20 protein-coding genes and 1 pseudogene are annotated in these 24,733 nt (G+C 72.3%); 14 read left to right on the top strand and 7 right to left on the bottom strand.

Going from position 1 to position 24,733, the window contains the following annotated elements:
* Positions 1–623 precede the first annotated feature (623 nt).
* The 3 genes from ABZV94_RS12730 to ABZV94_RS12720 all read left to right on the top strand — a co-directional run bounded on the left by ABZV94_RS12730 (position 624) and on the right by ABZV94_RS12720 (position 5,224).
* Entirely contained in the window at positions 624–2,423 is a 1,800-nt protein-coding gene (locus ABZV94_RS12730) for an ABC transporter ATP-binding protein (protein WP_356340148.1), read from the top strand.
* Positions 2,420–4,294 (top strand): ABC transporter ATP-binding protein, encoded by a 1,875-nt coding sequence (locus tag ABZV94_RS12725; protein WP_356340146.1) that lies wholly within the window; start codon positions 2,420–2,422, stop codon positions 4,292–4,294. Before ABZV94_RS12730 ends, ABZV94_RS12725 begins: the two co-directional genes overlap by 4 nt.
* A gap of 72 nt (positions 4,295–4,366) precedes the next feature.
* A complete protein-coding gene (locus ABZV94_RS12720) occupies positions 4,367–5,224 on the top strand; it encodes an alpha/beta hydrolase (protein ID WP_356340144.1) in 858 nt (285 codons plus the stop codon).
* Between the two features lie 22 nt (positions 5,225–5,246).
* Here ABZV94_RS12720 and ABZV94_RS12715 read toward each other — a convergent pair whose 3' ends face one another.
* Together ABZV94_RS12715 and glgX are read right to left on the bottom strand one after the other, a co-directional pair.
* On the bottom strand, positions 5,247–5,756 hold the full coding sequence (locus ABZV94_RS12715; protein WP_356340141.1) for an RICIN domain-containing protein: 510 nt from the start codon (positions 5,754–5,756) through the stop codon (positions 5,247–5,249).
* A gap of 267 nt (positions 5,757–6,023) precedes the next feature.
* Positions 6,024–8,276 (bottom strand): glycogen debranching protein GlgX, encoded by a 2,253-nt coding sequence (gene glgX, locus ABZV94_RS12710; protein WP_356340139.1) that lies wholly within the window; start codon positions 8,274–8,276, stop codon positions 6,024–6,026.
* A gap of 232 nt (positions 8,277–8,508) precedes the next feature.
* Between glgX and ABZV94_RS12705 the strand changes: the two genes are divergently transcribed.
* The 6 genes from ABZV94_RS12705 (at position 8,509) to ABZV94_RS12680 (ending at position 14,834) form a co-directional block, all read left to right on the top strand.
* Positions 8,509–9,732, top strand: coding sequence for an Ig-like domain-containing protein (locus ABZV94_RS12705; RefSeq protein ID WP_356340137.1), 1,224 nt, complete (start codon positions 8,509–8,511; stop codon positions 9,730–9,732).
* A gap of 215 nt (positions 9,733–9,947) precedes the next feature.
* Positions 9,948–11,120, top strand: coding sequence for an Ig-like domain-containing protein (locus ABZV94_RS12700; RefSeq protein ID WP_356340160.1), 1,173 nt, complete (start codon positions 9,948–9,950; stop codon positions 11,118–11,120).
* Positions 11,121–11,200: 80 nt separating this feature from the next.
* Positions 11,201–11,968: an enoyl-CoA hydratase-related protein gene (locus ABZV94_RS12695; protein ID WP_356340135.1), complete on the top strand. Its 768-nt coding sequence runs from the start codon at positions 11,201–11,203 to the stop codon at positions 11,966–11,968.
* A 194-nt stretch (positions 11,969–12,162) separates the two neighbouring features.
* Positions 12,163–12,771, top strand: a complete 609-nt coding sequence (locus ABZV94_RS12690; protein ID WP_165951875.1) for an ATP-binding protein — start codon at positions 12,163–12,165, stop codon at positions 12,769–12,771.
* 93 nt (positions 12,772–12,864) lie between these two features.
* Positions 12,865–13,647, top strand: a complete 783-nt coding sequence (locus tag ABZV94_RS12685; protein ID WP_356340158.1) for a polysaccharide deacetylase family protein — start codon at positions 12,865–12,867, stop codon at positions 13,645–13,647.
* The gene (locus ABZV94_RS12680) at positions 13,647–14,834 is read left to right on the top strand and encodes a beta-propeller fold lactonase family protein (RefSeq protein ID WP_356340132.1); all 1,188 of its coding nucleotides are present in this window, start codon (positions 13,647–13,649) and stop codon (positions 14,832–14,834) included. The genes ABZV94_RS12685 and ABZV94_RS12680 overlap by 1 nt, the downstream gene beginning before the upstream one ends.
* Here the strand turns inward: ABZV94_RS12680 and ABZV94_RS12675 are convergent.
* Positions 14,801–15,457 (bottom strand): GNAT family N-acetyltransferase, encoded by a 657-nt coding sequence (locus ABZV94_RS12675; RefSeq protein ID WP_356340130.1) that lies wholly within the window; start codon positions 15,455–15,457, stop codon positions 14,801–14,803. The two genes, ABZV94_RS12680 and ABZV94_RS12675, sit on opposite strands and share 34 nt — an antisense overlap.
* 48 nt (positions 15,458–15,505) lie before the next feature.
* On the opposite strand from ABZV94_RS12675, the pseudogene ABZV94_RS12670 reads away from it, so the two are divergent.
* Together ABZV94_RS12670 and ABZV94_RS12665 are read left to right on the top strand one after the other, a co-directional pair.
* Positions 15,506–16,296 (top strand): annotated as a pseudogene (locus ABZV94_RS12670) (MerR family transcriptional regulator).
* Between the two features lie 59 nt (positions 16,297–16,355).
* Positions 16,356–16,568, top strand: coding sequence for an EF-hand domain-containing protein (locus tag ABZV94_RS12665; RefSeq protein WP_189819657.1), 213 nt, complete (start codon positions 16,356–16,358; stop codon positions 16,566–16,568).
* Between the two features lie 51 nt (positions 16,569–16,619).
* On the opposite strand, the gene ABZV94_RS12660 is transcribed toward ABZV94_RS12665, so the two are convergent.
* Entirely contained in the window at positions 16,620–17,453 is an 834-nt protein-coding gene (locus tag ABZV94_RS12660) for an ATP-binding cassette domain-containing protein (RefSeq protein ID WP_356340128.1), read from the bottom strand.
* Positions 17,450–19,135, bottom strand: coding sequence for a 2-isopropylmalate synthase (locus ABZV94_RS12655; RefSeq protein ID WP_356340125.1), 1,686 nt, complete (start codon positions 19,133–19,135; stop codon positions 17,450–17,452). Before ABZV94_RS12655 ends, ABZV94_RS12660 begins: the two co-directional genes overlap by 4 nt.
* A 206-nt stretch (positions 19,136–19,341) precedes the next feature.
* Between ABZV94_RS12655 and ABZV94_RS12650 the strand changes: the two genes are divergently transcribed.
* Both ABZV94_RS12650 and ABZV94_RS12645 read left to right on the top strand, forming a co-directional pair.
* Positions 19,342–20,034, top strand: coding sequence for an FCD domain-containing protein (locus ABZV94_RS12650; RefSeq protein ID WP_356340155.1), 693 nt, complete (start codon positions 19,342–19,344; stop codon positions 20,032–20,034).
* A 295-nt stretch (positions 20,035–20,329) separates the two neighbouring features.
* Complete coding sequence (locus ABZV94_RS12645; RefSeq protein WP_356340123.1) at positions 20,330–21,043, top strand: NAD(P)-binding domain-containing protein; 714 nt, start codon at positions 20,330–20,332, stop codon at positions 21,041–21,043.
* A gap of 29 nt (positions 21,044–21,072) precedes the next feature.
* On the opposite strand, the gene ABZV94_RS12640 is transcribed toward ABZV94_RS12645, so the two are convergent.
* Together ABZV94_RS12640 and ABZV94_RS12635 are read right to left on the bottom strand one after the other, a co-directional pair.
* The gene (locus ABZV94_RS12640) at positions 21,073–21,630 is read right to left on the bottom strand and encodes a glycoside hydrolase family 25 protein (protein WP_356340122.1); all 558 of its coding nucleotides are present in this window, start codon (positions 21,628–21,630) and stop codon (positions 21,073–21,075) included.
* A gap of 36 nt (positions 21,631–21,666) precedes the next feature.
* Positions 21,667–22,698 (bottom strand): phosphatidylinositol-specific phospholipase C domain-containing protein, encoded by a 1,032-nt coding sequence (locus ABZV94_RS12635; RefSeq protein ID WP_356340120.1) that lies wholly within the window; start codon positions 22,696–22,698, stop codon positions 21,667–21,669.
* 237 nt (positions 22,699–22,935) lie between these two features.
* Here ABZV94_RS12635 and ABZV94_RS12630 point away from each other — a divergent pair, with 237 nt between their 5' ends.
* The gene (locus ABZV94_RS12630; protein WP_356340117.1) at positions 22,936–24,696 is read left to right on the top strand and encodes a M28 family peptidase; all 1,761 of its coding nucleotides are present in this window, start codon (positions 22,936–22,938) and stop codon (positions 24,694–24,696) included.
* Positions 24,697–24,733: the final 37 nt, after the last annotated feature.

Genomic DNA, 24,733 nt, shown 5'->3' with positions numbered 1-24,733 from the left:
GGCGGCGGTGGCCGCGCCGGACTGGACGGCCGCGGCGATGAGGGCGGCGACACCGGCGAGGGCGACGGTGGCGGCGCGGCGGTGCGCGGTGCGGCGGTGCGGGGTGTGGGAGGTGCGTCCGCGAGAGGAATTGCTTCTCAACACTGACTCCTTCTGCGTGACCGCGGGTCGCGCGGCCGGGGAGACCGGACGGTGGGTTGGGGCGTCCGGGCAGAACAAGGCGTTACGCGAAAGCCACGTGCAGGTGCGGAGCCGGCTCACACAGACGCGCAGAAACTGTGGGGTTGCTGTGAGTCGGCCAGGGAAGAGTGGCAGGAGATCTCGCCACTTGTCAGGACCGCGTCACCAACTTGGCCGGATTTGGTTCGTTGACCGGATGTTCATGTTCGGTATGCGGACCGTTGGTCGGCCGGTGCGGCACGGCCGTCGCCTTCCCGGGGACAGCGGGTCCTTAAGGGCCATGGGCGCGCCGAGCCCGTCCGGCGGAACACGGTGACCCGAGCGGGTGACGGCGCACCGACGTCGCCGGCGCCCGGCGGGACCGGCCCCGGCGCCACAGCCGGAGCCGGGCCGGGCCGAAACTCGGTGGGCGTTGTCAGTGGTGGTCCGTACGCTCGCGCATGATGGCCACGACACGTGCAACCCCCGACCGATCCGCCGTACGGACCCTGCTCCGGCTGTGGCCGTACGTCCGTCCCGTGCGCGCCCGGCTGTTCGCCGCCGCGTTCGTCGCGGTCGTCGCCTCCTGTACGGGGCTGGTGATCCCGCTCGTCCTGAAGTGGATGGTCGACGGGCCGGTCGCCGACCGCGACCCGGCCGGCGTCTGGCGCGGCGCGCTGTACCTGTTCCTGCTCGGCATCGCCGAGGCGGTCCTGTTCGGCATACGGCGCTGGCTCGTGGCGCGGCCGCTGTCGCACGTCGAGGCGGAGATGCGCGCCGGCCTGTACCGGCATCTGCAACGGCTGCCGGTGGCCTTCCACGACCGCTGGGCGTCCGGCCAGCTGCTCTCGCGCGGCACCACCGACCTGATGCTGCTGCGCATGTTCCTCGCCTTCCCGCTGACGTTCCTCCTCGTCAACGGCGTCACCATCCTCGCCGGCGTGGTCATCATGCTGCTCCAGGACTGGGTGCTGGGACTGGTCATCCTCGGGCCCGCCGTCCCTGTGATGTGGACGTGCGTGGTCTTCGAACGGCGGTACGCGCAGGTGGCGCGGCGCGCCCAGGACCAGGTCGGCGACCTGACGACGGTGGTCGAGGAGAGCGTGCTCGGCATCCGCGTCATCAAGGGCTTCGGCCGCCACCGCAGCCAGGCGCGCGCCTTCCGCGAACTCGCCGGCCGGCTCCGGGGCACGGAGCTGCGCAAGGCGCGGCTGCTGGCCACGATCTGGGGCGTCATCGTCACGCTCCCGGAGGTGGCGATCGGGGCGGCGCTGGTGCTGGGGGCCCTGCGGGTGGCCGACGGGGAGCTGTCCGCCGGGACGTTGGTGGCCTTCCTGAGCACGGCACTCGCCCTGCGGTGGCCCGTGGACTCGATCGGGTTCCTGCTGGCCATGAGTCAGGAGGCGGCGACCGCAACGGAGCGGTACTTCGAGGTGATGGACGAGGTGCCGGAGGACCGGCAGGGCGGGGGCGGGGACGCTCGTCCGCGCCCGCGGGGTGCCGCGCGCCCCGCCGCCGCGCAGGGGCTGCGGTTCGAGAACGTGTCCTTCCGTTACCCCGACGCGCCCCCCGGCTCCCCGCCCCTGCTCACCGGCGTCGACCTGCACATCCGCCCCGGTGAGTCCATGGCCCTCGTCGGCGCCACCGGCAGCGGGAAGACCACGCTCACCGCGCTCGTCCCCCGGCTGCACGAGGTGACCTCCGGGCGGATCACGCTGAACGGCGTGGACATCGCCGGCATGTCCCGCGAGGAACTCCGCGGCAGGGTCGCCGTGGCCTTCGAGGAACCGACGCTGTTCTCCGCCAGTGTCGGGGAGAACGTGCTGATGGGCGCCTCGGACACCGCGGGGAAGCCGGAACTGGACCGGGCCCTCGCCATCGCCCAGGCCGACTTCGCGCACGCGCTGCCGCAGGGCACCGACACCCGCGTCGGCGAGCAGGGCCTCAGCCTGTCCGGCGGCCAGCGCCAGCGCCTCGCGCTGGCCCGCGCGGTCGTCGGCCGGCCCGAGTTCCTGGTGCTGGACGACCCGCTGTCCGCCCTGGACGTGCACACGGAGGCCGCCGTCGAGGCCGCGCTGCGCCAGGTGCTCGCCGACACCACCGCGCTGATCGTGGCCCACCGCCCGTCCACGGTCCTGCTCGCCGACCGCGTCGCCCTGCTCTCGGGCGGCCGGATCGCCGCCGTCGGCACCCACCAGGAACTGCTGCGCGAGAACGCCGAGTACGCCCATCTGATGTCCGGGGAACAGGAGGGCTCCCGTTGACCACCACGACCCCGTCCACCCCCGCCGTCAGCGACGACGACGGCGAGGAACCGGGCCGCCGCGAGGACGCGGGCGCCACGGGCGACCACTTCGACCGGGACGTCCTGCCCAGCCCGCCCGGCGCCACGGCCGCCCTGCTGCGCTCGCTGCTCGCGCCCATGAAGGCCCGGGTCACGCTCACCACGCTCCTGCTGCTGCTCCAGCAGGCGGCGGTGCAGGCGGGCCCGCTGCTGGTGGCGTACGCCCTCGACACCGCCGTACCCGCGTTCCGGGACGACCGGCGCGGGCCGCTGTTCGCGGTCGCCGCCGGCTATCTGCTGTGCGCGCTCGCCTCCGGTGTGCTCCAGTTCGCGTTCATCGAGACCTCCGCCCGGGTCAGCCAGGACGTGCTGCTGGACCTGCGCGGGCGGATCTTCCGCCACGCGCAGGCGCTGAGCGTCGACTTCCACGAGCGGTACACCTCGGGCCGGCTGATCTCCCGGTCCACCACGGACGTCGAGTCGCTGCGCGAACTCCTCGACGAGGGGCTCCAGGAGCTGGTGACCGTCATCCTGTCCTTCGTCTACATCTCGGCGCTGCTGCTCTGGCTCGACCTCGGCCTCGGCGCGGTCGCGGTGGCGTCGTTCCTCCCGCTGTATCTGCTCGTCCGGATCTACCGGCGGCGCGCGGCGCGGGTGTACGGGGCGCGGTCCACGGCCATCGCCGCGGTGATCGTGAAGTTCGTGGAGACGATGAACGGCATCCGGCCGGTGCGCGCGTTCCGCCGCGAGGCCGCGAACGACGCCGAGTTCGCGGTGCTGAACGCGCGGCACGAGCGCACGAACGGCGACTCGCTGCTGGAGATGGCCCGCTATGTGGTCGGCTCCCGGCTGGTGGCCAACACGGCGGTCGCCGGGATCGTCCTGTGGGGTGCCTACCGGGTGGCGTCCGGCTCGCTGGAGCTGGGTGTACTGGCAGCGGCCGTGCTGTATCTGCGCCGGCTGTACGACCCCATCGACCGGCTCGGCATGTTCCTGAACTCCTACCAGTCGGCCGCCGCCTCCCTGGAGAAGATCGCCGGGCTGCTGGCGCAGACGCCGTCCGTGCCGGAGCCGGAGCACCCGCGCGAGCTGCCGCCGCTCAAGAGCGAGTTCCCGGGGCGCGAGGTGGTCTTCGACGGGGTCCGGTTCGGCTACCGCACGGGCGGCGAGGTGCTGCCCCGCTTCGACCTGACCCTGCCGGCCGGGCAGACCGTCGCGGTCGTCGGCTCCACCGGTGCGGGCAAGTCGACCCTCGCCAAGCTGCTCGCCCGGTTCTACGACCCCTCCGCCGGCCGCGTGCTGCTGGACGGCGTGGACCTGCGCGAGCTGGCGATGCCCGAACTGCGGCGCGGGGTCGTCATGGTGACGCAGGAGGCGTTCCTGTTCTCCGGCACGGTCGCCGACAACATCGCGATCGGCCGGCCGGACGCCACCCGGGAGGAGATCGAGCGGGCCGCGAAGGCGATCGGCGCGCACGAGTTCATCAGCGCGCTGCCCGACGGCTATGACACGGACGTCCGCAAGCGCGGTGGCCGCATCTCCGCCGGGCAGCGCCAGCTGGTCGCCTTCGCGCGGGCGCTGCTCGCCGACCCGGCCGTGCTGATCCTGGACGAGGCGACCAGTTCGCTGGACGTGCCCGGGGAGCGGGCGGTGCAGCGGGCGATGGCGACGGTGCTGCGGGGCCGTACCGCCGTGGTGATCGCGCACCGGCTCTCCACGGTGGAGATCGCGGACCGGGTCCTGGTGATGGAACACGGCCGGATCGTCGAGGACGGCCGCCCGGACGAACTCATCGGCGGCACGGGCCGGTTCGCGGATCTGCACAAGGCGTGGCGGGAGAGCCTGGCCTGACCCGCGGCGGGGTCCGGGCGTCCGCCGAAACCCGGTTGCCCTCGCCTGTGCGCCGCTGACAGGGTCCCGGCCATGCCTACCTTCTCGGCGTACGACGGGACCCGGCTCGCCTACCACGTGTCCGGGGACGGACCCCCGCTGATCTGTCTGCCCGGAGGCCCGACGGACTCCGCCTACCTCGCCGACCTCGGCGGCCTGACCGCGCACCGGCGGGTGATCAGGCTGGACCTCCGGGGCACCGGCCGGTCCGCGACCCCGCAGGACACCGTCTCCTACCGCTGCGACCGGCTCGTCGACGACGTCCAGGCCCTGCGCGAACACCTGGGCCTGGACCGGATGGACCTGCTCGCGCACTGCGCCGGCGCGAATCTGGCCGTGCTCTGTGCGAGCCGCCGTCCGGACAGTGTCGGCAGGCTCGTGCTGATCACGCCGAGCGTCCGGGCCGTCGGCCTCACGATCACCGGTGACGCCCGGCTGCGGACCGCGCGGCTCCGCCGGGAGGAACCGTGGTTCCCGGAGGCGTTCGCGGCCTTGGAGGCGATCGTCGCGGGCGAGGCCACCCCCGGCCGCTGGAAGGCCGTCGCACCGTTCTCCCACGGCCGCTGGGACGCGGCGGCCGAGGCCCGTCAGGCCGCCGCGGACGAGCGGACGAACCCGGAGGTCGTCGCCGCCTTCGGCGCAGAAGGCGCCTTCGCCCCGGCGGCCACCCGCGCCGCGCTCGCCCGGTTCGCGCGGCCCGTCCTCCTCCTGGCCGGCGAGGTCGACCCGGGAGCCCCTCCCGGCACCGTGGCCGAGTTCGCGGACCTCTTCCCGGACGCCGAGTTCGTCGTCCAGCCCGGCGCCGGGCACTACCCGTGGTGCGACGACGCCGACCGGTTCACGGCGGCGGTCGCGGCCTTCCTGGGGCCGGCTACCGCGCCGTCGTCCTAGCCCCGGCCGGGGGCCATCACCCTCAGTGGTCCAACTGACCCCATCGCTGGTCAGGGTTGCCGTTGCACGGCCACTGAATCGCCTTGGCCCCGACGGCGGAGCCCTTTGTGCCCAGGCACATCTGCGAATTCCTGTTGATCATCTGGTACCAGCCCGCACTGGAACCCTTCTGCCAATACCACAGCTGGTCCTTGTTTCCGTTGCAGTCCCACACCGTGGCGGTCGCGCCGGACGCCTGGGAGACGCCATTGATGCCCAGACACTGGCCATTGTCGTTGGTCACCCGGTAGTAGGTTCCGTGGGAATCGCTCCCCATCTTGCTGAAGTGCCAGGACTGGTCGGGGTTGCTGTTGCAGTACCACTGCAGGGCGTTCGTCCTGTTGGCTCCGCCCTGGCTGCCCAGGCAGTAGTTGTTGTCGTTCATGAGCCGGGGACCGCTCGCTGCCGATGCCGACGGCGCGATCCCAACGAACACGGACAATGCGGCCGACATGGCACTTGCCACGATGGACACGCGCGCGAGCTTGTTCATAGCAGTCCTCACTCCAGAAATGAACCCGGCAATTGTTTCGCCGAGTGAACAGATCTGAGAGGTTATCAGATAATAACCAGCGCAGAATGTCGCCTGGAGGGTGGTTAATTGAAAGCCCAACGATTGAATGTGCGTGTTTTATCAGTGCGGGTACGCCAAATGGACCGGCGTGCCAAATGGCTTCCTCCCTCAGGGAAAAGTCCCTGAGCCCCGAGCGCGTTGCACCAGGGAGGCGTGACTCGCGTCACGTACGGCTCTCACACGGGCTCAGGCCACCTTCAGCAGCAGCACCGCCCGCGCGGGCACCGTGATCTCCGCCCCCGCCCGGTGGACCGTGCCCGGCGCCCGGTCCTGCTCCTCGACCGAGGTGTCGACGACCACCTCGTACCGTTCCGCCCACGGCGGTCCGGGCAGCACGAACCCGGTGGCCCGGTCGCCCGCGTGCAGCACGGCGAGGAAGCTGTCGTCCACCACCGGAGCGCCCCGCTCGTCGCGGCCCGGGATGTCCCGGCCGGACAGATACATGCCGAGCGTGGCGGCGGGCGCGTACCAGTCGCCCTCGGTCATCTCCGCGCCCCGCGCGGTGAACCAGGCGAGGTCGCGCAGCCCGTCCGCGGTCTGGGCGCGGCCGGAGAAGAAGGCCCGCCGGCGCAGCACCGGATGCCGGTGGCGCAGCGCGATGAGCCGGGAGGTCAGGTCGAACAGGGCCCGCCAGCCGGGCTGCTCCAGCAGCGACCAGTCCAGCCAGCTGGTCTCGTTGTCCTGGCAGTAGGCGTTGTTGTTGCCGCGCTGGGTACGGCCGAGTTCGTCGCCCGCGACCAGCATCGGCACGCCGGTGGACAGCAGCAGGGTCGTCAGCAGGTTCCGCAGCTGCCTGCGGCGCAGCGCCCGTACGTCCGCGTCGTCGGTCTCGCCCTCGGCACCGCAGTTCCAGGAGCGGTTGTCGTCGGTGCCGTCCCGGTTGCTCTCGCCGTTGGCCTCGTTGTGCTTGGTCTCGTACGACACCAGGTCGCGCAGGGTGAAGCCGTCGTGCGCGGTGACGAAGTTGACCGAGGCGTAGGGGCGCCGGCCGCCCCAGGCGTACAGGTCGCTGGAGCCGGACAGGCGGTAGCCCATCTCGCGCACGTCGGGCAGGGCGTGCCGCCAGAAGTCCCGGACCGCGTTGCGGTAGCGGTCGTTCCACTCGGTCCACAGGGGCGGGAAGGCGCCCACCTGGTAGCCGCCGGAACCGATGTCCCACGGCTCGGCGATCAGCTTCACCCGGCGCAGCACCGGGTCCTGGGCGATGACCGCCAGGAACGGGGAGAGCATGTCGACGTCGTGCATCGAGCGGGCCAGCGCCGCCGCGAGGTCGAAGCGGAAGCCGTCCACACCCATCTCGGTGACCCAGTAGCGCAGCGAGTCGGTGATCAGGCGCAGCACCTGGGGCCGCACCACGTGCAGGGTGTTGCCGCAGCCGGTGTAGTCGGCGTACCGGCGGGCGTCGTCCTGGAGCCGGTAGTAGCCACGGTTGTCGATGCCCTTCAGGGACAGCGTGGGGCCCAGCTCGCCGGCCTCCGCGGTGTGGTTGTAGACCACGTCCAGGATGACCTCGATGCCGGCCGCGTGCAGCGCGCGCACCATCCGCTTGAACTCGCCGACCTGCTGTCCGGTCGTACCGGAGGCCGCGTAGGCCGCGTGCGGGGCGAAGTAGCCGATGGAGTTGTAGCCCCAGTAGTTCGTCAGGCCCCGGCGCAGCAGGTGGTCCTCGTGCGCGAACTGGTGCACCGGCAGCAGTTCGACGGCCGTGACGCCCAGCCTGACGAGGTGGTCGATCGCGGCCGGGTGCGCCAGCCCCGCGTAGGTGCCGCGCAGTTCCTCGGGGACGCCCGGGTGCAGCTTGGTGAAGCCCCGCACATGCAGCTCGTAGATCACCGAGTCGGCCCAGGGCGTCTTGGGGCGCCGGTCGTCGGACCAGTCGTCGTCGTCGTGGACGACGACCCCCTTCGGGACGTACGGCGCCGAGTCCCGCTCGTCGCGCACGGTGTCGGCGACCGACTGGTCCGGCCAGTCCCGCACGTGCCCGTACACCTCCGGTGCCAGCCCGGACGAGGCGTACTCCCCGTCCACCGCCCGCGCGTACGGGTCCAGCAGCAGCTTCGCCGGGTTCCAGCGGGCGCCGGTCCACGGGTCCCAGCGGCCGTCCACCCGGTAGCCGTAGCGCTGGCCGGGCATCACCCCCGGCACGAAGCCGTGCCAGATCTCGTGCGTCAGTTCGGTCAGCGGGATCTGCGTCTCCCTGCCGCCCTCGTCGAAGAGGCACACCCGGACCGCCTCCGCCCCGGCCGCCCACAGCGCGAAGTTCGTGCCCGCGACCCCGTCCGGGCCGACCCGGTACCGGGCCCCCAGCGGGGTCGGCGCGCCCGGCCACACGGCCGGGACGGGCGGTACGGCCCGCCGGGCGCCCTTCACCGCCGACGGCTGCCCGCTCCCCGCGGCCGGCCCCCCGGCCGGTGCCCGCTGCTCGGCTGCGCTCGTCACTGTCGCCCCTCTTCCCAGTGGCTCGCCCGAGGGGCACGACCGGCCGCGCCGGGCGGCCGGGGGGCGTTCTCGGCACCCCGGCCACCCGGTACGACCGCGCCCCGACGGCTCCGACGCGGGCCGGGGGTCTCCTGCGGGAAGACCCCCCAACGTGTCGTCCTTCCCTCTGTTCTGCCCAGCGCGTGGCTCGCACTCACGTTTCCCCGGAGCGTGCCCGGTCGTTGAGTCTCGCGTGAGGCACGTAACTGGACGCGCACGGCGCGCGGGGGCCGCGCTGGCCGCCGCACTGACATGGGCGGGGCTGCTCGCGGGCTGCTCCATGGACGGCTCGGGACCCCTGGGCGTGGGCGGGGCGCTGGGCAAGCCCCCGGCCCCCGAGGACGTCATCCGGGTGACCCCCGACGACGGCGGCAAGGCCGTCCGTCCGGGTGACCGGCTGCGGGTACGGGTGCCCGGCGGGCGCCTGGAGAAGGTGACCGTGGTCAAGTCCCAGGACGCGCAGGAGACACCGGTCCCGGGGCGCATCAGCGAGGACGGGCTGACCTGGCAGCCCGACGAGGACCGGCTGGCGCTGGCCGCCAAGTACACCGTCGACGCGGTCGCGCTCGACTCCCACGGCCGCCGCGCGGCCCGGCACACCACCTTCACCACCTACGTGCCCGACCGGCGGTTCATCGCCTACGTCAGTCCCGAGAACCGCGCCACCGTCGGCACCGGCATGATCGTCTCGCTCTCCTTCAGCCAGGAGATCACCGATCGCGCCGCCGTCCAGCGCGCGGTCCGGGTCAGCGCGCGGCCCCCGGTCGAGATCCGCCCGCACTGGTTCGGCAAGGGCCGGCTGGACTTCCGCCCCGAGCACTACTGGAAGCCCGGCACCGAGGTGACCGTCGACCTGAACCTGCGGGACGTCCAGGGCGCCCGCGGGATCTACGGACTGCAGGACAAGACGTTCTCCTTCACCGTCGGCCGCAGCCAGGTCTCCGTGGTCGACGCTGCCGAGCACACCATGGACGTCCGGCGTGACGGACAGCTCCTCGCCACCGTCCCCATCACCGCGGGCGCCCCCAAGCACCCGACGTACAACGGGAAGATGGTGGTGATGGACATGCTGGAGGTCACCCGCATGAACAGCCAGACGGTCGGCCTGGGCGCCGAGTACGACATCCCCGACGTCCCGCACGCCATGAAGCTCACCGACTCCGGCACCTTCCTGCACGGCAACTACTGGGCTCCGGACGCCCCCGGCCAGGTCAACGTCAGCCACGGCTGCGTGGGCCTCATGGACGTCAAGGGCGGCAGCTCGGACACCCCGGCGGGCTGGTTCTTCGACCGCAGCCTCGTCGGAGACGTCATCGAAGTGGTCAACAGCAAGGACAAGACCGTCGCCCCGGACAACGGCCTCGGCGGGTGGAACATGGGCTGGAAGGAATGGAAAGCGGGCAGCGCGGTGAAGTAACCAGGTGAGGGGGCGGGGCGCGCGGTACGGGTGCCGGGCGGAAGTTGCGACGGAACGGTGACATTCGCCTGACACCCAGCTCAAATCCTGGCAGTTAATATGCGCGCACAACGTGGTGGGGAGCGGGTCTGACCAGGCCCGCTGGAGGGGAGAACAACGTGAACACGCGGCCTGTGGCGGGGGCGTCGGCTCGGGGGCGGCGAGGCCGTGGGGGACTGGCACTCATAGCCGGTGCCCTCGTGCTGTCGCTGTCCGCGTGCGGCGGGGGCGACGACTCGGGATCCGGGGGCGGGAAGGGCAAGGACGCCGGCAGCCAGAAGAGCGAGCAGTCGGCGGCCGCCCTCAGCATCGCGCCCAAGCCCGGTGCGACCGGCGTCGACACCAGCGGGGCGCTCAAGGTGAGCGTCGCCCGGGGCCAGCTGACCGAGGTCACCGTCAAGGACGCCAAGGGCGCGAAGGTCGAGGGCGCGATATCCGGCGGCGGCGCCTCCTGGACGCCGTCGACCCACCTGGCCGCCGGCACCAAGTACACGGTGCACGCGGTCGCCAAGGACTCCGAGGGGCGCGAGGCCGCCGAGGACTCCACCTTCACCACGCTGACCCCGAAGAACACCTTCGTCGGCTACTTCACCCCCGAGGACGGCTCCACGGTCGGTGTCGGCATGCCGTTCTCCATACGCTTCACCCGGGGCATCACCAGCCCGGACGCGGTCGAGAAGGCCATCCGCGTCAAGACCGAGCCGGCCGTCGACGTCGAGGGGCACTGGTTCGGCAACGACCGCCTGGACTTCCGCCCCGAGAAGTACTGGAAGGAAGGCACCAAGGTCACCGTCGACCTCGACCTGGACGGCGTCGAGGGCCGCGACGGCGTCTACGGCAAGCAGCGCAAGACCGTCAAGTTCACCATAGGCCGCAACCAGGTCTCCGTCGTGGACGCCAAGAAGCACACGATGAAGGTCACCCAGGACGGCAAGGTCATCAAGACCATCCCGGTCACCACCGGCAAGCCCGGCTACGACACGTGGAACGGCCAGATGGTCATGAGCGAGAAGCTCGCCGTCACCCGCATGAACGGCGAGACCGTCGGCTACGGCGGCGAGTACGACATCAAGGACGTCCCGCACGCCATCCGCCTCACCACCTCCGGCACCTTCATCCACGGCAACTACTGGGGCGGCGGCGCCTTCGGCAACTACAACGCCAGTCACGGCTGCGTCGGCCTGCGCGACGTGCGCGGCGGCTACGACAGCTCCGTCCCGGCGGCCTGGTTCTTCAACCACTCGATGATCGGTGACGTGGTCGTCGTCAAGAACTCCCACGACCGCACGGTGGCCCCCGACAACGGCCTCAACGGCTGGAACATGTCGTGGGCGGAGTGGACGAAGTGAGCCCCGTCTGACGTACGGGCCCGGTGCTGTGACCTACGGCACCGGGCCCATTGCCGTTAGTGGCCGTTAACCTGGCCCCCATGACCGTCTCTCTCGAAGTCGCCGAAGGCGTCGGCACCCTGCGGCTCGACCGGCCGCCGATGAACGCGCTGGACATCGCCACCCAGGACCGGCTGAAGGAGCTGGCCGAGGAGGCCACGGACCGCGACGACGTGCGCGCCGTGGTGATCTACGGCGGCGAGCGGGTGTTCGCGGCGGGCGCGGACATCAAGGAGATGCAGAACATGGACCACGCGGCGATGGTCCGGCGCTCGCGTGCCCTGCAGGACTCCTTCACCGCCGTCGCCCGCATCCCCAAGCCCGTCGTCGCGGCCATCACCGGCTACGCCCTCGGCGGCGGCTGTGAGCTGGCCCTGTGCGCCGACTACCGCATCGCCGCCGACAACGCCAAGCTCGGTCAGCCCGAGATCCTGCTCGGCCTGATCCCGGGCGCCGGCGGCACCCAGCGGCTGCCCCGGCTGATCGGCCCCTCCAAGGCCAAGGACCTGATCTTCACGGGCCGCCAGGTCAAGGCCGACGAGGCCCTCGCCATCGGCCTGGTGGACCGCGTCGTACCGGCCGCCGAGGTGTACGAGCAGGCGCACGCCTGGGCCGCGCGGCTCGCCCAGGGCCCGGCCATCGCGCTGCGCGCGGCCAAGGAGTCCGTGGACACCGGCCTGGAGGCGGACATCGACACCGGGCTCGCCGTCGAACGGAACTGGTTCGCGGGTCTGTTCGCCACCGAGGACCGCGAGCGCGGCATGCGCAGCTTCGTGGAGGAGGGGCCGGGCAAGGCCAAGTTCGTCTGACCGTCAATCGCGTGAACGCCCCGCCGACTGGCGCGGGTCGCCTTGCAATTGACGCGTCGTCTCATTCGGGTCCCTCGATGGGGCGGTTTATGGGAGCCTTAACACAACCTTAAGCCTGCTTTGTCGAGGGAGCCCGTCGATTGCCCGGAAGTGAGCCGTCGCCGCAGGTCAACAGGGCTGTGCCGGACATCGACATGCCGACGGCATATGCCGATCGACGGGCGCGGGGCGGGGGCGTGCGGGGGGCGTATTCCTCCGGAACGGCCCCCAAGACGGCTCCGGACGGCCATCATGGGGGCATGGCGGGGCTGGAGGGCATCGAACAGCCGCGGGGAGACAGCCGTGCGGCCGCGGCACGCTGGTCACCCGCGGTCGAGGACGAACAGGGGCTCAAAGCGCTCGAACTGTTCGGGAACCCGACGGAGGCGGAGGTCCCGCTGCCGTCCCGCCCGGAGTCCGCGGCCACCGCCCGCCGGCTCGCCCAGGTCGTCGTCCTGCGCACCTGGCGGCTCACCCCCAAACTGGCCGAGGACGCCGTCCTGCTCGTGTCGGAACTCGTCGGCAACGCCGTACGGCACACCGGCGCCCGGGTCTTCGGCCTGCGGATGCGCCGCCGCACCGGCTGGATCCGGGTCGAGGTCCGCGACCCCTCGCGCGGGCTGCCCTGCCTGATGCCGGTCCAGGAACTGGACGTCAGCGGACGCGGTCTGTTCCTCGTCGACAAGCTCGCCGACCGCTGGGGCGTCGACCTGCTGCCGCGGGGCAAGACGACGTGGTTCGAGATGCGGGTCGCCGACCGCTGAGGCTCGGTGAAGAGTCCGGCCGCGTCATCCGGGCCGGGAGAACCCCGGCGCCAATCGCCCGATTTCTTACCCATCACCCCTTAAATGGTGCGGGTGATCCCCACCCACCGCCGCGATGTGCTGCGCACCGGCGCCGGGCTCGTCACCGGCGGCGCGCTCGCCGCCGGATGCGGTACCGGCCAGGCCGCCGCCCCGCCCACCGCCCCGGCCCCCACCTCCCCCTCCCTCCACCCCCCGGCGGCCCCGGCGGCCCCGGCCCCCCGCGCCTACCCCGGCCGGCCCGCCCAGATCACCCACGGCCCCCGCACCCGCCCCCAGGTGGCCCTCACCTTCCACGGCCAGGGGGATCCCGCCCTCGCCCGCGCGCTGCTCGACACCGCCGAACAGCGCGGCGCGCGGCTCACCGTGCTCGCCGTCGGCACCTGGCTGGACCAGCACCCGGACCTCGCCCGGCGCATCCTCGACGGCGGCCACGACCTCGGCAACCACACCCAGCGGCACATCGGCGTCAACACCCTGCCCGAGGCGGAGGCCCGCCGGGAGATCACCGACTGCGCCGCGCGGCTCAAACGGCTCACCGGCTCCATCGGCACCTGGTTCCGCCCCTCCCGCGCCCCGGCCGCCTCCCCGCTCGTCGTCCGGCTGGCCCGCGCCGCCGGCTACCCGCACGTGCTGTCGTACGAGGTCGACTCGCTCGACTACACCCGCCCCGGCGCCGCCGCCGTCACCCGCGAGGTGCTCGCCGGCGTACGCAACGGATCGGTGGTGAGCCTGCACTTCGGATACCCCGACACGGTCGCCGCCCTCCCCGACGTCCTGACCGAACTCGGCCGCCGCGGACTGCGCGCGGTCACCACCACGGAGCTGCTGAGCTGATGCGAACCACGAAAGCCGCCCGCCTGCTGGCCGCCGGTGCCGCCGTCACCGCCCTGACGCTGCTCTCCGCGTGCGGCGGCGGGTCCCGCGACCGGGCGCAGGAGCCCGCCGGCAGCAAGGCGCCGGTCCAGCCGCAGGTGAAGAAGCCGCTGGTCGACGTGTTGCCGGGGATGCCGCCGGTGGACGACCCGGCCGACCTCTACTCCGCCGACCGGCCGAACCGGCTCTCGCCCGTGGTCAAGGACTTCCCCTCCCGGGTCTACGTCCCCAACACCAACTCCGACACCGTCACCGTCATCGACCCCGCCACCTACCGGGTCGTCGAGACCATCCCGGTGGGCCGCCAGCCCCAGCACGTCGTGCCGTCCTGGGACCTGAAGACCCTCTGGGTCAACAACGACCTCGGCAACAGCCTCACCCCGATCGATCCGCGCACCGGCCGGGCCGGCAAGCCGGTCGCCGTGCACGACCCGTACAACCTGTACTTCACGCCCGACGGCAAGTACGCCGTCGTCATGGCCTCCATGGACCGGCAACTGGTCTTCCGCGACGCGCACACCATGAAGGTCGTCAAGGCCGTCCCGGTCAGCTGCTACGGCGTCAACCACGCCGACTTCTCCATCGACGGCCGCTACTTCATCGTCTCCTGCGAGTTCAGCGGCGAGATCCTCAAGGTCGACACGGCGCGGATGAAGGTCGTCGCCCAGGAGAAGCTGCCGTTGCACGGCGCCATGCCGCAGGACGTCAAGATCTCACCGGACGGCAAGCTGTTCTACATCGCCGACATGATGGCGGGCGGCCTGTGGATCCTCGACGGCGACAGGTTCACCCGGCCCCGCTTCCTCGCCACCGGCAAGGGCGCCCACGGCCTCTACGTCAGCCGCGACTCCCGCGAGATGTACGTCTCCAACCGGGGCGAGGGCACCATCTCCATCTTCGACTTCACCCGGAACCGGCTCACCAAGAAGTGGCGCCTGCCCGGCGGCGGCAGCCCCGACATGGGCGGGGTCTCCGCCGACGGCAAGGTCCTGTGGCTGTCCGGCCGCTACAACTCCGAGGTGTACGCCATCGACACCCGCACCGGCGCCGAAGTGGCCCGCGTCAAGGTCGGCAGCGGCCCGCACGGCCTCGCCGTCTACCCCCAGCCGGGCCGCTACTCACTGGGGCACACCGGCATCTTCCGCTGAAGCAGCAGTTCCGCGCCCACCGGACGGTACCCGGCGGCCTGGAACGCCCGCAGGCTGCGGGCGTTCCCCGGGGCGACCTGCGCCCACAGCGGCTCCGTGGCCAGGTGCCGGGCGGCCGTCACCAGCAGCCGTCCGAGCCCCCGGTGCCGGGCGTCCTCGGCCACCTCGACCGACACCTCCAGCCGCCCGGCGACCCCGCGCCCCATCACCAGCACCCCGCCGCCGTCGGCCAGCCAGGCCCGCACCTCGTCCCGGCGCCCCCGGGCGTACCGGATCCGGGGGTGGCCGGCGTCCTGGATCTCCGTCAGCGCGAGCGGAGGCTCACCCGGCAGCGGGTCGCCCACCAGCACCGCGTCGACGGTCTCGGCCCGGCGTCCGGTCCGGTCCATGAGGGCGGTCAGGAAGCGCGGGTTCATCGTGGCGGCCAGGGGATCGCAGTCCAGGCCGCGCAGCGTCGCGCGCACCCACTCCGGGTCCTCGTCGGTGAAGACCACCGAGTGCGCGGTGAAGGACAGCACGCCGGCGTCCCGCGGTGAGGGCTGCGGTACGACCGTCGTACCGCCGTCCGCCGGCGGGAACACGCCGGCCGCCACCGCGTCGAGAAGGTCACGCAACGTCTCCACAGCCCGCTCCTTGAGTCTCCACCCACTGGAGGCCCCAGACTCGCAGACATGATCGAGGACGGCACCGGACTTCTCACCATCGGCGAGCTGGCCCGCGCCACCGGCCTGAGCGTGCGCACCATCCGCTACTGGTCCGACGCGGGCGTGCTCACCCCGGTGGCCCGGTCTCCCGGCGGTTACCGGCTCTACGACGCCGGCGGTGTCACCCGCCTGGAGCTGGTCCGCACCCTGCGCGAACTGGGCCTGGGCCTGGCGGACGTGCGCGCGGTGCCGGCCGGTGAGCGGACCGTGGCCCAGGTCGCGGCCAGGCACGTGGCCGCGCTGGACGCGCAGATCCGGTCGCTGCGGGTGACCCGTGCGGTGCTGTCGGCCGTGGCGCGACGCGGTGCGACTGTCCGCCGCCGAACGGCAGCGGATCATGGAGGAGTTCGCGGCGGAGACGCTGCACGGGCTCGACACCGTGGACCCGGACATCCGGGAACGGATGCGGCGCACCGCCGTCCACCTGGCGCCGGGCCGTCGAGTTCAACGCGGCCGACCGGCGGCCCGGCGAGCCGCGCGGGCGGTCCCTGTGGTTCGCCAAGCGGCTCGTGGAGCTGGTGGCGCCGGTCCGCGAGCGCGGCGTCGACCCCACCGGGCCCGGGGCGCAGGAGGTGCTGGACGACCTGTTCGGCGACGCCGACCGGGGCGACGTGCTGGACCGCATGACGGCCGGCTTCGACGAGCGCGTGGCCCGCTACCGGGAACTGGTCGCCGTGGTGAACCGGCAGTCCGCGCCACCACACGCCGAGGACTTCGCCTGGGTGGTCGCCGCACTCCGCGCTCGTGCGGGCCGTTAATCTGACCAGCGTCAGTACGCCAGCACGGCATGAGAAACACGACCAAAAGGGGCGGATCGGTGGCGGACATCGAGGAAGCACGCAAGCAGTTCCAGCGGATCGACGCGGACGGTGACGGATTCATCACCGCAGCGGAGTTCAAGTCCGCCCTCGCGCAGCAAGGTGACTGGAACGTCACCGAGGCGGTCGCGGAGGCCGTCATCAAGACCCGCGACCTCAACGGCGACAAGGTGCTGTCGTTCGACGAGTTCTGGGCCTACCTGAGCAAGTGATCCGCCGGCGACAGGGGGTGCCCGCCGCGAGCGGCCCGGGCACCCCCTTCGTCACGCCGTCACGCCGTCGCGCGTGCGCCGGATCCGCACGCTCCAGCGCCCCTCGTGCCGCTCCAGCGTCAACGGCAGGTCGAAGCACTTGCCGACCTGGTCGCCGGTGAGCACCGACGCGACCGGCCCCGAGGCCAGCACCCGTCCGTCGCGCAGCAGCACGGCGTGCGTGGTGCCCGCCGGCAGCTCCTCCAGGTGGTGGGTGACCAGCACCGTCGCCAGCTCCGGGTGAGCCGCCCGCAGCTCCTCCAGCGCCTCGATCAGCCGCTCCCGGCCGGGCAGGTCGAGGCCGGTCGCCGGCTCGTCCAGGAGCAGCAGCCGGGGCTCGGGCATCAGCGCCCGCGCGATCAGCGTCCGGCCGCGCTGCCCCTGCGAGAGCGTCGGCCACCGCGCGTCCCGCAGCGCCCCCAGCCCCAGCGTGGCCAGCAGCGCCTCGGCCCGCTCCGTCTGCTCCGGGGTGGGCCGCCACCGGGGGACCGGCTCGATCGAGTTCGTCACCCCGGTGAGCACCACGTCCCGTACCCGCAGCGGCGAGGTCAGCCGATGGCGCGGGTCGACGTGCCCGACCAGGGCCCGCAGCTCGCGCAGGTCCACCCGGCCCAGCCGGTGTCCGAGCACCTCCACCGCGCCCCGGGTCGGATGGACCACCGCGCCGAGCAGCCCCAGCAGCGTGGACTTGCCCGCGCCGTTGGCGCCCAGCAGCGCCCAGTGCTCACCGGCCCGGACGGTCAGGGAGACCTCCTGGAGGATGGCCCGCCCGTCCCGGACGACGTGCACGTCCTCGGCGCGCAGCACCTCCGGCACCTCCAGCACCTCCGGCATCGGATGCGTCATCGCACCGCCCGGTTCACCGCGGACAGCACCGCGTGCACGGCGGCCGACGGGCCCGTGCCCGCGCCCCAGGCCGTGACACCGTCGACCCGGCACTCGGCGAAGGCCGCCGTCCCGTCCTCGGTGAAGTCCAGGACGTCGACCGCGAGACCCGCACCGGCCAGCGCGTCGACGAACGCGGTCAGCGGGCCGGGACCCGTGCCCTCGTGGTCGCCGACGCGGTCGCCGGCCTCCAGGGTGCAGACGAAGCGGTGCACGCCGGGGGCCTGTTCGTGCGCGGACCAGGCGTGCAGCCGTACCGCCTCCCCGTCGGCCAGGTAGGTCGCCCGGAACAGCTCGTACAGCTCCTTCGGCGTCGCCTCCCGCCCGCTGTCGTCCGTCGCCTCCTGGACGACCCGCGCGAAGTCGGCCCGCATCCGCGCCGGCAGGTCGATGCCGTGGTGCGTGCGCAGCAGGTACGCCACCCCGCCCTTGCCGGACTGGGAGTTGACGCGGATCACCGCCTCGTACGACCGCCCCAGGTCAGCCGGGTCGATCGGCAGGTACGGCACCGACCACGGCGCCTGTGCCTGCGGCACGCCCGACTCCCGGGCGCGGCGGGCGTGTTCGGCCAGCCCCTTGCCGATCGCGTCCTGATGGGTGCCGGAGAACGCCGTGTGGACCAGCTCCCCGGCATAGGGGTGCCGCGGGTGCACGGGGAGCCGGTTGCACTGCTCCACCGTCTCCCGTACGGCGTCGATGTCGCCGAAGTCGACCATGGGATCGACGCCTTGGGCGTAGAGGTTGAGGGCGAGGGTCACCAGGTCGACGTTACCGGTGCGCTCGCCGTTGCCGAACAGGCAGCCCTCCACCCGCTGGGCACCGGCCAGGACGGCCAGTTCGGCGCAGGCGACGCCCGTCCCGCGGTCGTTGTGCGGATGCACCGAGAGGATCACGGAGTCCCGGCGGGCGAGGTTGCGGTGGGCGTACTCGATCTGGTCGGCGTAGACGTTCGGCGTGGCGATCTCCACGGTCGCCGGGAGGTTGTGGGTGACCGGGCGGTCCGGGCTCGCGTCCCACACCTCGGTGAGCCCGTCGCACAGTTCCAGGACGAAGTCCGGCTCGGTGAGGTTGAACGTCTCCGGCGAGAACTGGAAGCGGACACCGGGCGCGTCACCGGCGCGCCGGGCCATGTGCTCCGCCGCGGCGCGCACGGTCCGCCACACCTCGGCCCGGCCGCGGCCGAGCACCACCTCCCGCCACACCGGCGAGGTGGCGATGTACAGGTGGACGACGGCGCGCGGCAGTCCCTGGATCGCGTCGAAGGTCCGGTCGATCAGGTCGGCGCGGGCGGGCGTGAAGACGACGGGTGTCACGTCGTCCGGTACGGCCCCGCCGTCCGCCAGGTGCCGGACGAAGTCGAAGTCGGTACGGCTCGCGGACGGGTAGCCGACCTCGATCTCCTTGAAGCCGATCGCCACCAGCAGGTCGAAGAAGCGGCGCTTGCGGGGGGTGTCCATGGGCTCGGCCAGCGCCTGGTTGCCGTCGCGCAGGTCGACGGGCACCCAGAGCGGGGCGCGCTCGATCCGGGCGGTGGGCCAGGCCCGGTCGGCCACGGGCACGCTGACCCGGTCCTGGAAGGGGCGGTAGCGGTGGTACGGCATCGGGCTGGGCCGCTGGGGGTTCCAGAGGGGGGTGGTGGTCATCGTCGGCTGCCTCTCGGCTCGGTCGGACGGTGACCGGCAGCACGGGGCCCCGCGGCGGGGCGCCGGTCGCGTCAAACCCCGCCGCGGCAGCCGAGGAGAAGCAGGCCGCGCAGCGTCATGCCGGGTACGCTAGCGACACCTCAGCTCCTCAGACAAGTCAGATTCGTCCGTACACCCCCGCCCTCCACAGCAAGTTGGTGACCTCGATGCCGCTCGGTGCCCTCCGCCCCAGCCCGCTGGTCGAACAGGCCGCGCAGCGCCTGCGGGAGCAGATCACCGCCGGGCACTGGCCCGTCGGCGCCAAGCTGCCCGGCGAGACCACCCTCGCCAGGGAACTCGGCGTGGGCCGCTCCACGGTCCGCGAAGCCCTGCGCGCCCTCGCCGGCGCCGGGCTGGTCCGGCCCCGGCACGGCGCCGGCGTCTTCGTCGTCGCCACCGAGCCCGCCGAGGACTGGCCCGCCCGGCTGCGCCGGGCCGCGGTCACCGATGTCTACGAGGTCCGCATGGGCGTGGAGGTGCAGGCGGCCCGGCTCGCCGCCCGGCGCCGCACCCCCGAGGACGTCACGGCGCTGCGGGCCGCGCTGGAGGACCGCCGTACGGCCGCCGCCGGGGACGACACGGGCTTCGTGAACGCCGACATCGCCCTGCACACGGCCGTGGTCGCCGCCGCCCACAACCCCGTCCTCACCGGCCTGTTCACCGAGTTCCTCCCCGTGCTGCGGGAGGGGCTGGTGACCCTGCTGGACCTCACCCGGCTGCGCGCGGAGGACCCGGGCACGGGCGACGACACCCACGCCGCGCTGGTCGACGCCATCGCGGCGGCGGACGCGGGCCGGGCGGCGGCCGTCCTGCTGACGGAGCTGGACCGGACACTGGAGCTGCTGCGCGAGCGGGGATGACGCCCGGGTGCGCGGGGCCGGCCGAGGCGGTTGGGCGGACCCTGCCGCGGTACCGGCCCGGCGCCAGCCCGTGCTCCCGTACCTCACCGTCCACGGGTACGCGAACGGCGCGGTCACCGGCGGTCCGGGGGCCGGCACCGCGCCGCCCGCCCCCCGCTCGCGGCCGCCCACCGGCTGACGGAGTCCGACGCGCACACGGGACAGACCATGGTGTGGATCCGAGCGCGCCGCGCACCGGCCGGGCGGCCGTCACCGATGCGGCGCACGGTGCGGAATAGTCCGGGGTGCGGCGAGGTTGACCCGGGAACATCGCATGCACGTGCATAAATCATCCGGAGGGTCAGCCATGAAGATCGGCATCATCGGCGCGGGGAACATCGGCGGCAACCTCACCCGGCGGCTCACGGCCCTCGGCCATGACGTGTCCGTGGCCAACTCCCGTGGCCCCGAGACGCTCCGCGACCTGGCGCAGGAGACCGGCGCCACCGCGGTCCGGGCCGAGGACGCGGCCAAGGGCGCCCAGGTCGTGGTGGTCACCGTGCCGCTGAAGGCGGTCCCCGACCTGCCCGCCGGCCTGCTGGACGGCGCGGCCGAGGGCGTCGCGGTGATCGACACCGGCAACTACTACCCGCAGCAGCGGGACGGCCGGATCGCGGCCATCGAGGACGAGGGCCTCACCGAGAGCCGCTGGACCGAGCAGCACCTCGGCCACCCGGTGATCAAGGCCTTCAACGGCACCTACGCCCAGGACATCCTCGACCGGCCCCGTCCCGCGGGCGACCCCGAGCGCATGGCCCTCCCGGTGGCCGGCGACGACGAGGCGGCCAAGCGGATCGTCCGCGACCTGATCGACGAACTCGGCTTCGACACGGTCGACGCCGGCAGCATCGACGACTCCTGGCGCCAGCAGCCCGGCACCCCGGTCTACGGCCTCCGCGCCGGTGCGGAAGCGGTGCGCAAGGCGCTCGCCGAGGCCTCCCCGGAACGCCCGGCGGACTTCCGGGGCTGACCTGGGCGAGGGGGGTGGGCCATGAGCCGTCAGGCGCTCGTGGCCCACTCCTTCAGTGCCGCCTTGCTCGCGAAGTTCGCCACGTCCTTGTCGTGGGGTTCGCTGGTGTACTGGTGGAAGCGCCACTTGGCCTGGATGCGGGGCTTGCCCGCGGTGACGTAGTCGGCGATCCACAGCCCGTCCCCGGCGTAGGACGTCGTGTCGACGTTCAGCCAGAAGTGGCGGTTGCAGTAGAGCACGACCCGGTTGTCCGGCCGTAGTTCCTTCAGTTTGCGGATGAAGCGGTCCTTCTCCGCGTTGCTCGCGTGGGTGCCGTCGCCGGTGGTCTCCCAGTCGACGGCGAGGAGGTCGCCGCGCCGCTCCGGGGCGTGGCTGAGGAAGTACTCGGCCTGTGCGGTGAGGTCGCCGGGCCACAGGAAGTGGTAGAAGCCGACGACCAGCCCCGCGTCGCGCCCGTGCTTGGTCTGCGCGGCGAGTCTGGGGTTGACGTACGAACGGCCTTCCGTCGCCTTGATGAAGACGAAGGAGAGACCGTTCGTCGCGTAGGAGGAGGACTGGTAGGCGCTCACGTCGATGCCATGCAGCATGTGAGGGTTGTCCCCCGTCGGCGCCGTTCCGGAACCTCAGCTTCGGGTGGTCACCGCGCTCAGGACCGAGGCGGGCTTCGCCGACCAGTCCGAGGTGATCAGACTCGCGTGGTGGTTGGCCAACAGCGACAGGCGCGCGGCGACTTCGGCGTCCGTCGGGTTGGTGGAGGAGATCGCCGGGGACACGTTGTGGGCGTCCGTGGTGATCAGGATGTAGTGGTTCGCGGAGTAGAACGAGGTGTCGTAGCCGTTGTTGACGTACGTGGCCGCGTCACCGTCGAAGAACACGAACCACGGGCGGATCGAGGCGTCGTAGCGGCTGGTGCGCGGGTCGCCGTTCGCGGCACCGAGGACGACCGGGAAGGCCTGGGCCGCCGAGATGGTCCCGGCCGCCTTCAGATCGCGCAGGTGGTCGCCGTACTCCTCGTCCGTCCAGTAGCTGTCGAACGGGTTGGACTGCTCCACCGTGCCCGGGATCAGGTCGAAGACGAACTTGCCCTTGAGGGCGTCCCGGGCGGGCCAGGCGTTTGCCTTCGCCGCCGCGTCCAGGGTGCCGTACGTCCCGCCGAGCAGATCGGCCGGCTTGTAGACGCTGCTGCCCAGCTTCTGCGCGACCAGCGTGTCGAACTCGTCCGGTCCGAGGCCCGCCTTGTCGTTGAAGCCGACCTTCATCTCGACCTTGACGACGATCGGCGGGTGGTCGGGGTGGAGCTGGTTCCAGGCGGCCATGTTGTCCAGGCAGCCGCCGAGGTCCTGGTTGCGGTTCTTGCTGTACAGCTCGCCCGGGGTCTTCGCCGCCTCGCAGTTGTTGTCGTTGCCCAGCGGGTTGCTGTGGCTGACCCGCCAGCGGTGGCTGATGCTGTCGACGTAGACGTCCAGCTCCAGCAGCGAGGCGCCGGAGTCCAACGCCTGGGCGAAGTAGGTGTACTTGGCCTTGTCGTACGCGTTGTGCGTGCCGATGGCGGTCGTCTCGGAGAACTTCGGCGACGCCGCGTGGGCGTTGCCCGGCATCACCGCCAGCAGGGCGGCGGCTCCCACGAGCGTCGCCGGCCGTCTCAATCCGCGCATGCGCCAACTTCCCTTGGTAGACGGAGAATTGGCGGCAGCGTAGAGGGGTGTGGTTATCGTGCGGTAGCCCCGTGGGGAACATCCGCCGCAGGGGCGGGCCGAGGCTCCTGATCCGGCCGGTCCGGCGGATCGAGGCTTGGCAAGCGCTTGGCATGCGCATGCTCATCAGGGGTGAAGCGGCGCGGCCCACCCAGGCCCGGCGCCCACCCTCCCGTTTCCTCCACCCCACAAGGAGACATGGTGCTACGACTGCGAAGACTCCCCCTGGCAGGCCTCGCGCTGGTCACGGCCGTCGCGGGCCTCGCCGCCCTGCCCGCGAGCGCCGAAGCGGCCTCCCCGCACCCCCGTACGGCGGCGGCCTCGGCCCCCGCCCTGACCGCGGCCGCGCCCGACATCGACGTCACCAGAATCCAGGCGCACCTCACCGAACTGGGCGCCATAGCGAGCCGCAACGGCGGCAACCGCAGATCCACCGGCCAGGGCTACCGCGACTCGGTCGCCTACGTGAAGGGAAAGCTCCAGGCGGCCGGCTACACCGTCACCGAACAGGCCTGCACCTCCGGCTGCACCAGTGGCGCCGGACCCAACCTGATCGCCGAGTGGCCCTACGGCGACGCGTCGAAGGTGTACATGTTCGGCTCCCACCTGGACAGCGTCTCCGCCGGACCCGGCATCAACGACAACGGCTCCGGCAGCGCCACCCTGCTGGAGGTCGCGCTGAAGCTCGCCGAGACCCGCCCCTCGATGGCGGCCCGCGTCCGCTTCGGCTGGTGGACGGACGAGGAGGCCGGCCTCAACGGCTCGGACTTCTACGTCCGTTCCCTGACCTCCGCCCAGCGCTCGGCGATCAAGGCGTACTACAACTTCGACATGGTCGCCTCGCCCAACGGCGGTTACTTCATCAACCACCTGAACTCCACCGCCGCGGCGCCGATGAAGGCGTACTGGGACTCGCTGAACCTCCAGCCGGAGGAGAACACCGAGGGCGCGGGCCGCTCCGACGACTACTCCTTCGAGGCCTACTCCATCCCGACCTCCGGCTACGCCATGGGCGCGAGCGCCCGCAAGACCTCGGCGCAGGCGGCCAAGTGGGGCGGCACGGCGGGCGCCGCCTACGACGGCTGCTACCACTCCTCGTGCGACACCACCGGCAACATCAACGCCACCGGCCTGAACCGCAGCGCCGACGGTGTCGCCTACACGCTGTGGAAGCAGGCGGTCTCCGACACCGCCCCGGCGAACGACTTCTCGGTCTCGGCGAGCCCCGCCACGGGCAGCGCCGACCCGGGCACCTCCCTGACCACCACGGTGTCCACGGCCACCACCAGCGGCTCGGCGCAGACGGTGACCCTGTCCGCCTCGGGCGCCCCCTCCGGCGTCACCGTCGCCTTCAGCCCGGCCTCGGTGACCTCGGGCGCCTCCTCGACCGCGACGGTCACCGTCGGCTCCTCCGTACCGCCCGGCACGTACAACCTCACGATCACCGGCACCGGCACCACCACGCACACCGCGCCGTACACCCTGACCGTCAAGGGCGCGGGCGGCTGCACCGCGGCACAGGTGCTCTCCAACGGCGGTTTCGAGAGCGGCACCGCGCCGTGGACCGGTGACACCGGCGCGATCGGCGCGTTCAGCGGCCAGACCGCCCACTCCGGCACGCGGTACGCCTGGCTGGCGGGCTACGGCTACGCGGCCACCGACACCATCAGCCAGACGGTGACCGTGCCGTCCGGCTGCACCAGGGCCACCCTGAAGTACTGGCTGCACATCGACACCGACGAGTCGGGCACGACGGCGTACGACACCTTCCAGGTCAAGGTCGACGGAACCGCGAAGCAGACGTACTCCAACGTCGACGCGGCCACGGGTTACACCGAGCGCACCCTGGACCTGAGCCCGTACCTCGGCCGGCAGATCACGCTCGGCTTCACCGCCACCGAGGACTCCGGTCTCCAGACCAGCTTCGTCGTCGACGACGCCACCCTGACGACCGGCTGACCCGCCCGCCAGACGGCGAGGGGAGGCGGATTCCCGG

It is taken from the genome of Streptomyces sp. NPDC004658, assembly GCF_040609555.1.
Taxonomy (GTDB): Bacteria; Actinomycetota; Actinomycetes; order Streptomycetales; family Streptomycetaceae; genus Streptomyces.
This window is presented reverse-complemented; position numbering and strand designations above follow the sequence as displayed.

Bases quoted from the DNA above. Each gene is read 5' to 3' on its own strand.
- ABZV94_RS12730 (WP_356340148.1), top strand. From the start codon at position 624: ATGGCCACGACACGTGCAACCCCCGACCGATCCGCCGTACGGACCCTG.
- ABZV94_RS12720 (WP_356340144.1), top strand. From the start codon at position 4,367: ATGCCTACCTTCTCGGCGTACGACGGGACCCGGCTCGCCTACCACGTG.
- ABZV94_RS12715 (WP_356340141.1), bottom strand. From the start codon at position 5,756: ATGAACAAGCTCGCGCGCGTGTCCATCGTGGCAAGTGCCATGTCGGCC.
- ABZV94_RS12695 (WP_356340135.1), top strand. From the start codon at position 11,201: ATGACCGTCTCTCTCGAAGTCGCCGAAGGCGTCGGCACCCTGCGGCTC.
- ABZV94_RS12690 (WP_165951875.1), top strand. From the start codon at position 12,163: ATGCCGACGGCATATGCCGATCGACGGGCGCGGGGCGGGGGCGTGCGG.
- ABZV94_RS12680 (WP_356340132.1), top strand. From the start codon at position 13,647: ATGCGAACCACGAAAGCCGCCCGCCTGCTGGCCGCCGGTGCCGCCGTC.
- ABZV94_RS12660 (WP_356340128.1), bottom strand. From the start codon at position 17,453: ATGACGCATCCGATGCCGGAGGTGCTGGAGGTGCCGGAGGTGCTGCGC.
- ABZV94_RS12655 (WP_356340125.1), bottom strand. From the start codon at position 19,135: ATGACCACCACCCCCCTCTGGAACCCCCAGCGGCCCAGCCCGATGCCG.
- ABZV94_RS12650 (WP_356340155.1), top strand. From the start codon at position 19,342: ATGCCGCTCGGTGCCCTCCGCCCCAGCCCGCTGGTCGAACAGGCCGCG.
- ABZV94_RS12640 (WP_356340122.1), bottom strand. From the start codon at position 21,630: ATGCTGCATGGCATCGACGTGAGCGCCTACCAGTCCTCCTCCTACGCG.
- ABZV94_RS12635 (WP_356340120.1), bottom strand. From the start codon at position 22,698: ATGCGCGGATTGAGACGGCCGGCGACGCTCGTGGGAGCCGCCGCCCTG.
- ABZV94_RS12630 (WP_356340117.1), top strand. From the start codon at position 22,936: ATGGTGCTACGACTGCGAAGACTCCCCCTGGCAGGCCTCGCGCTGGTC.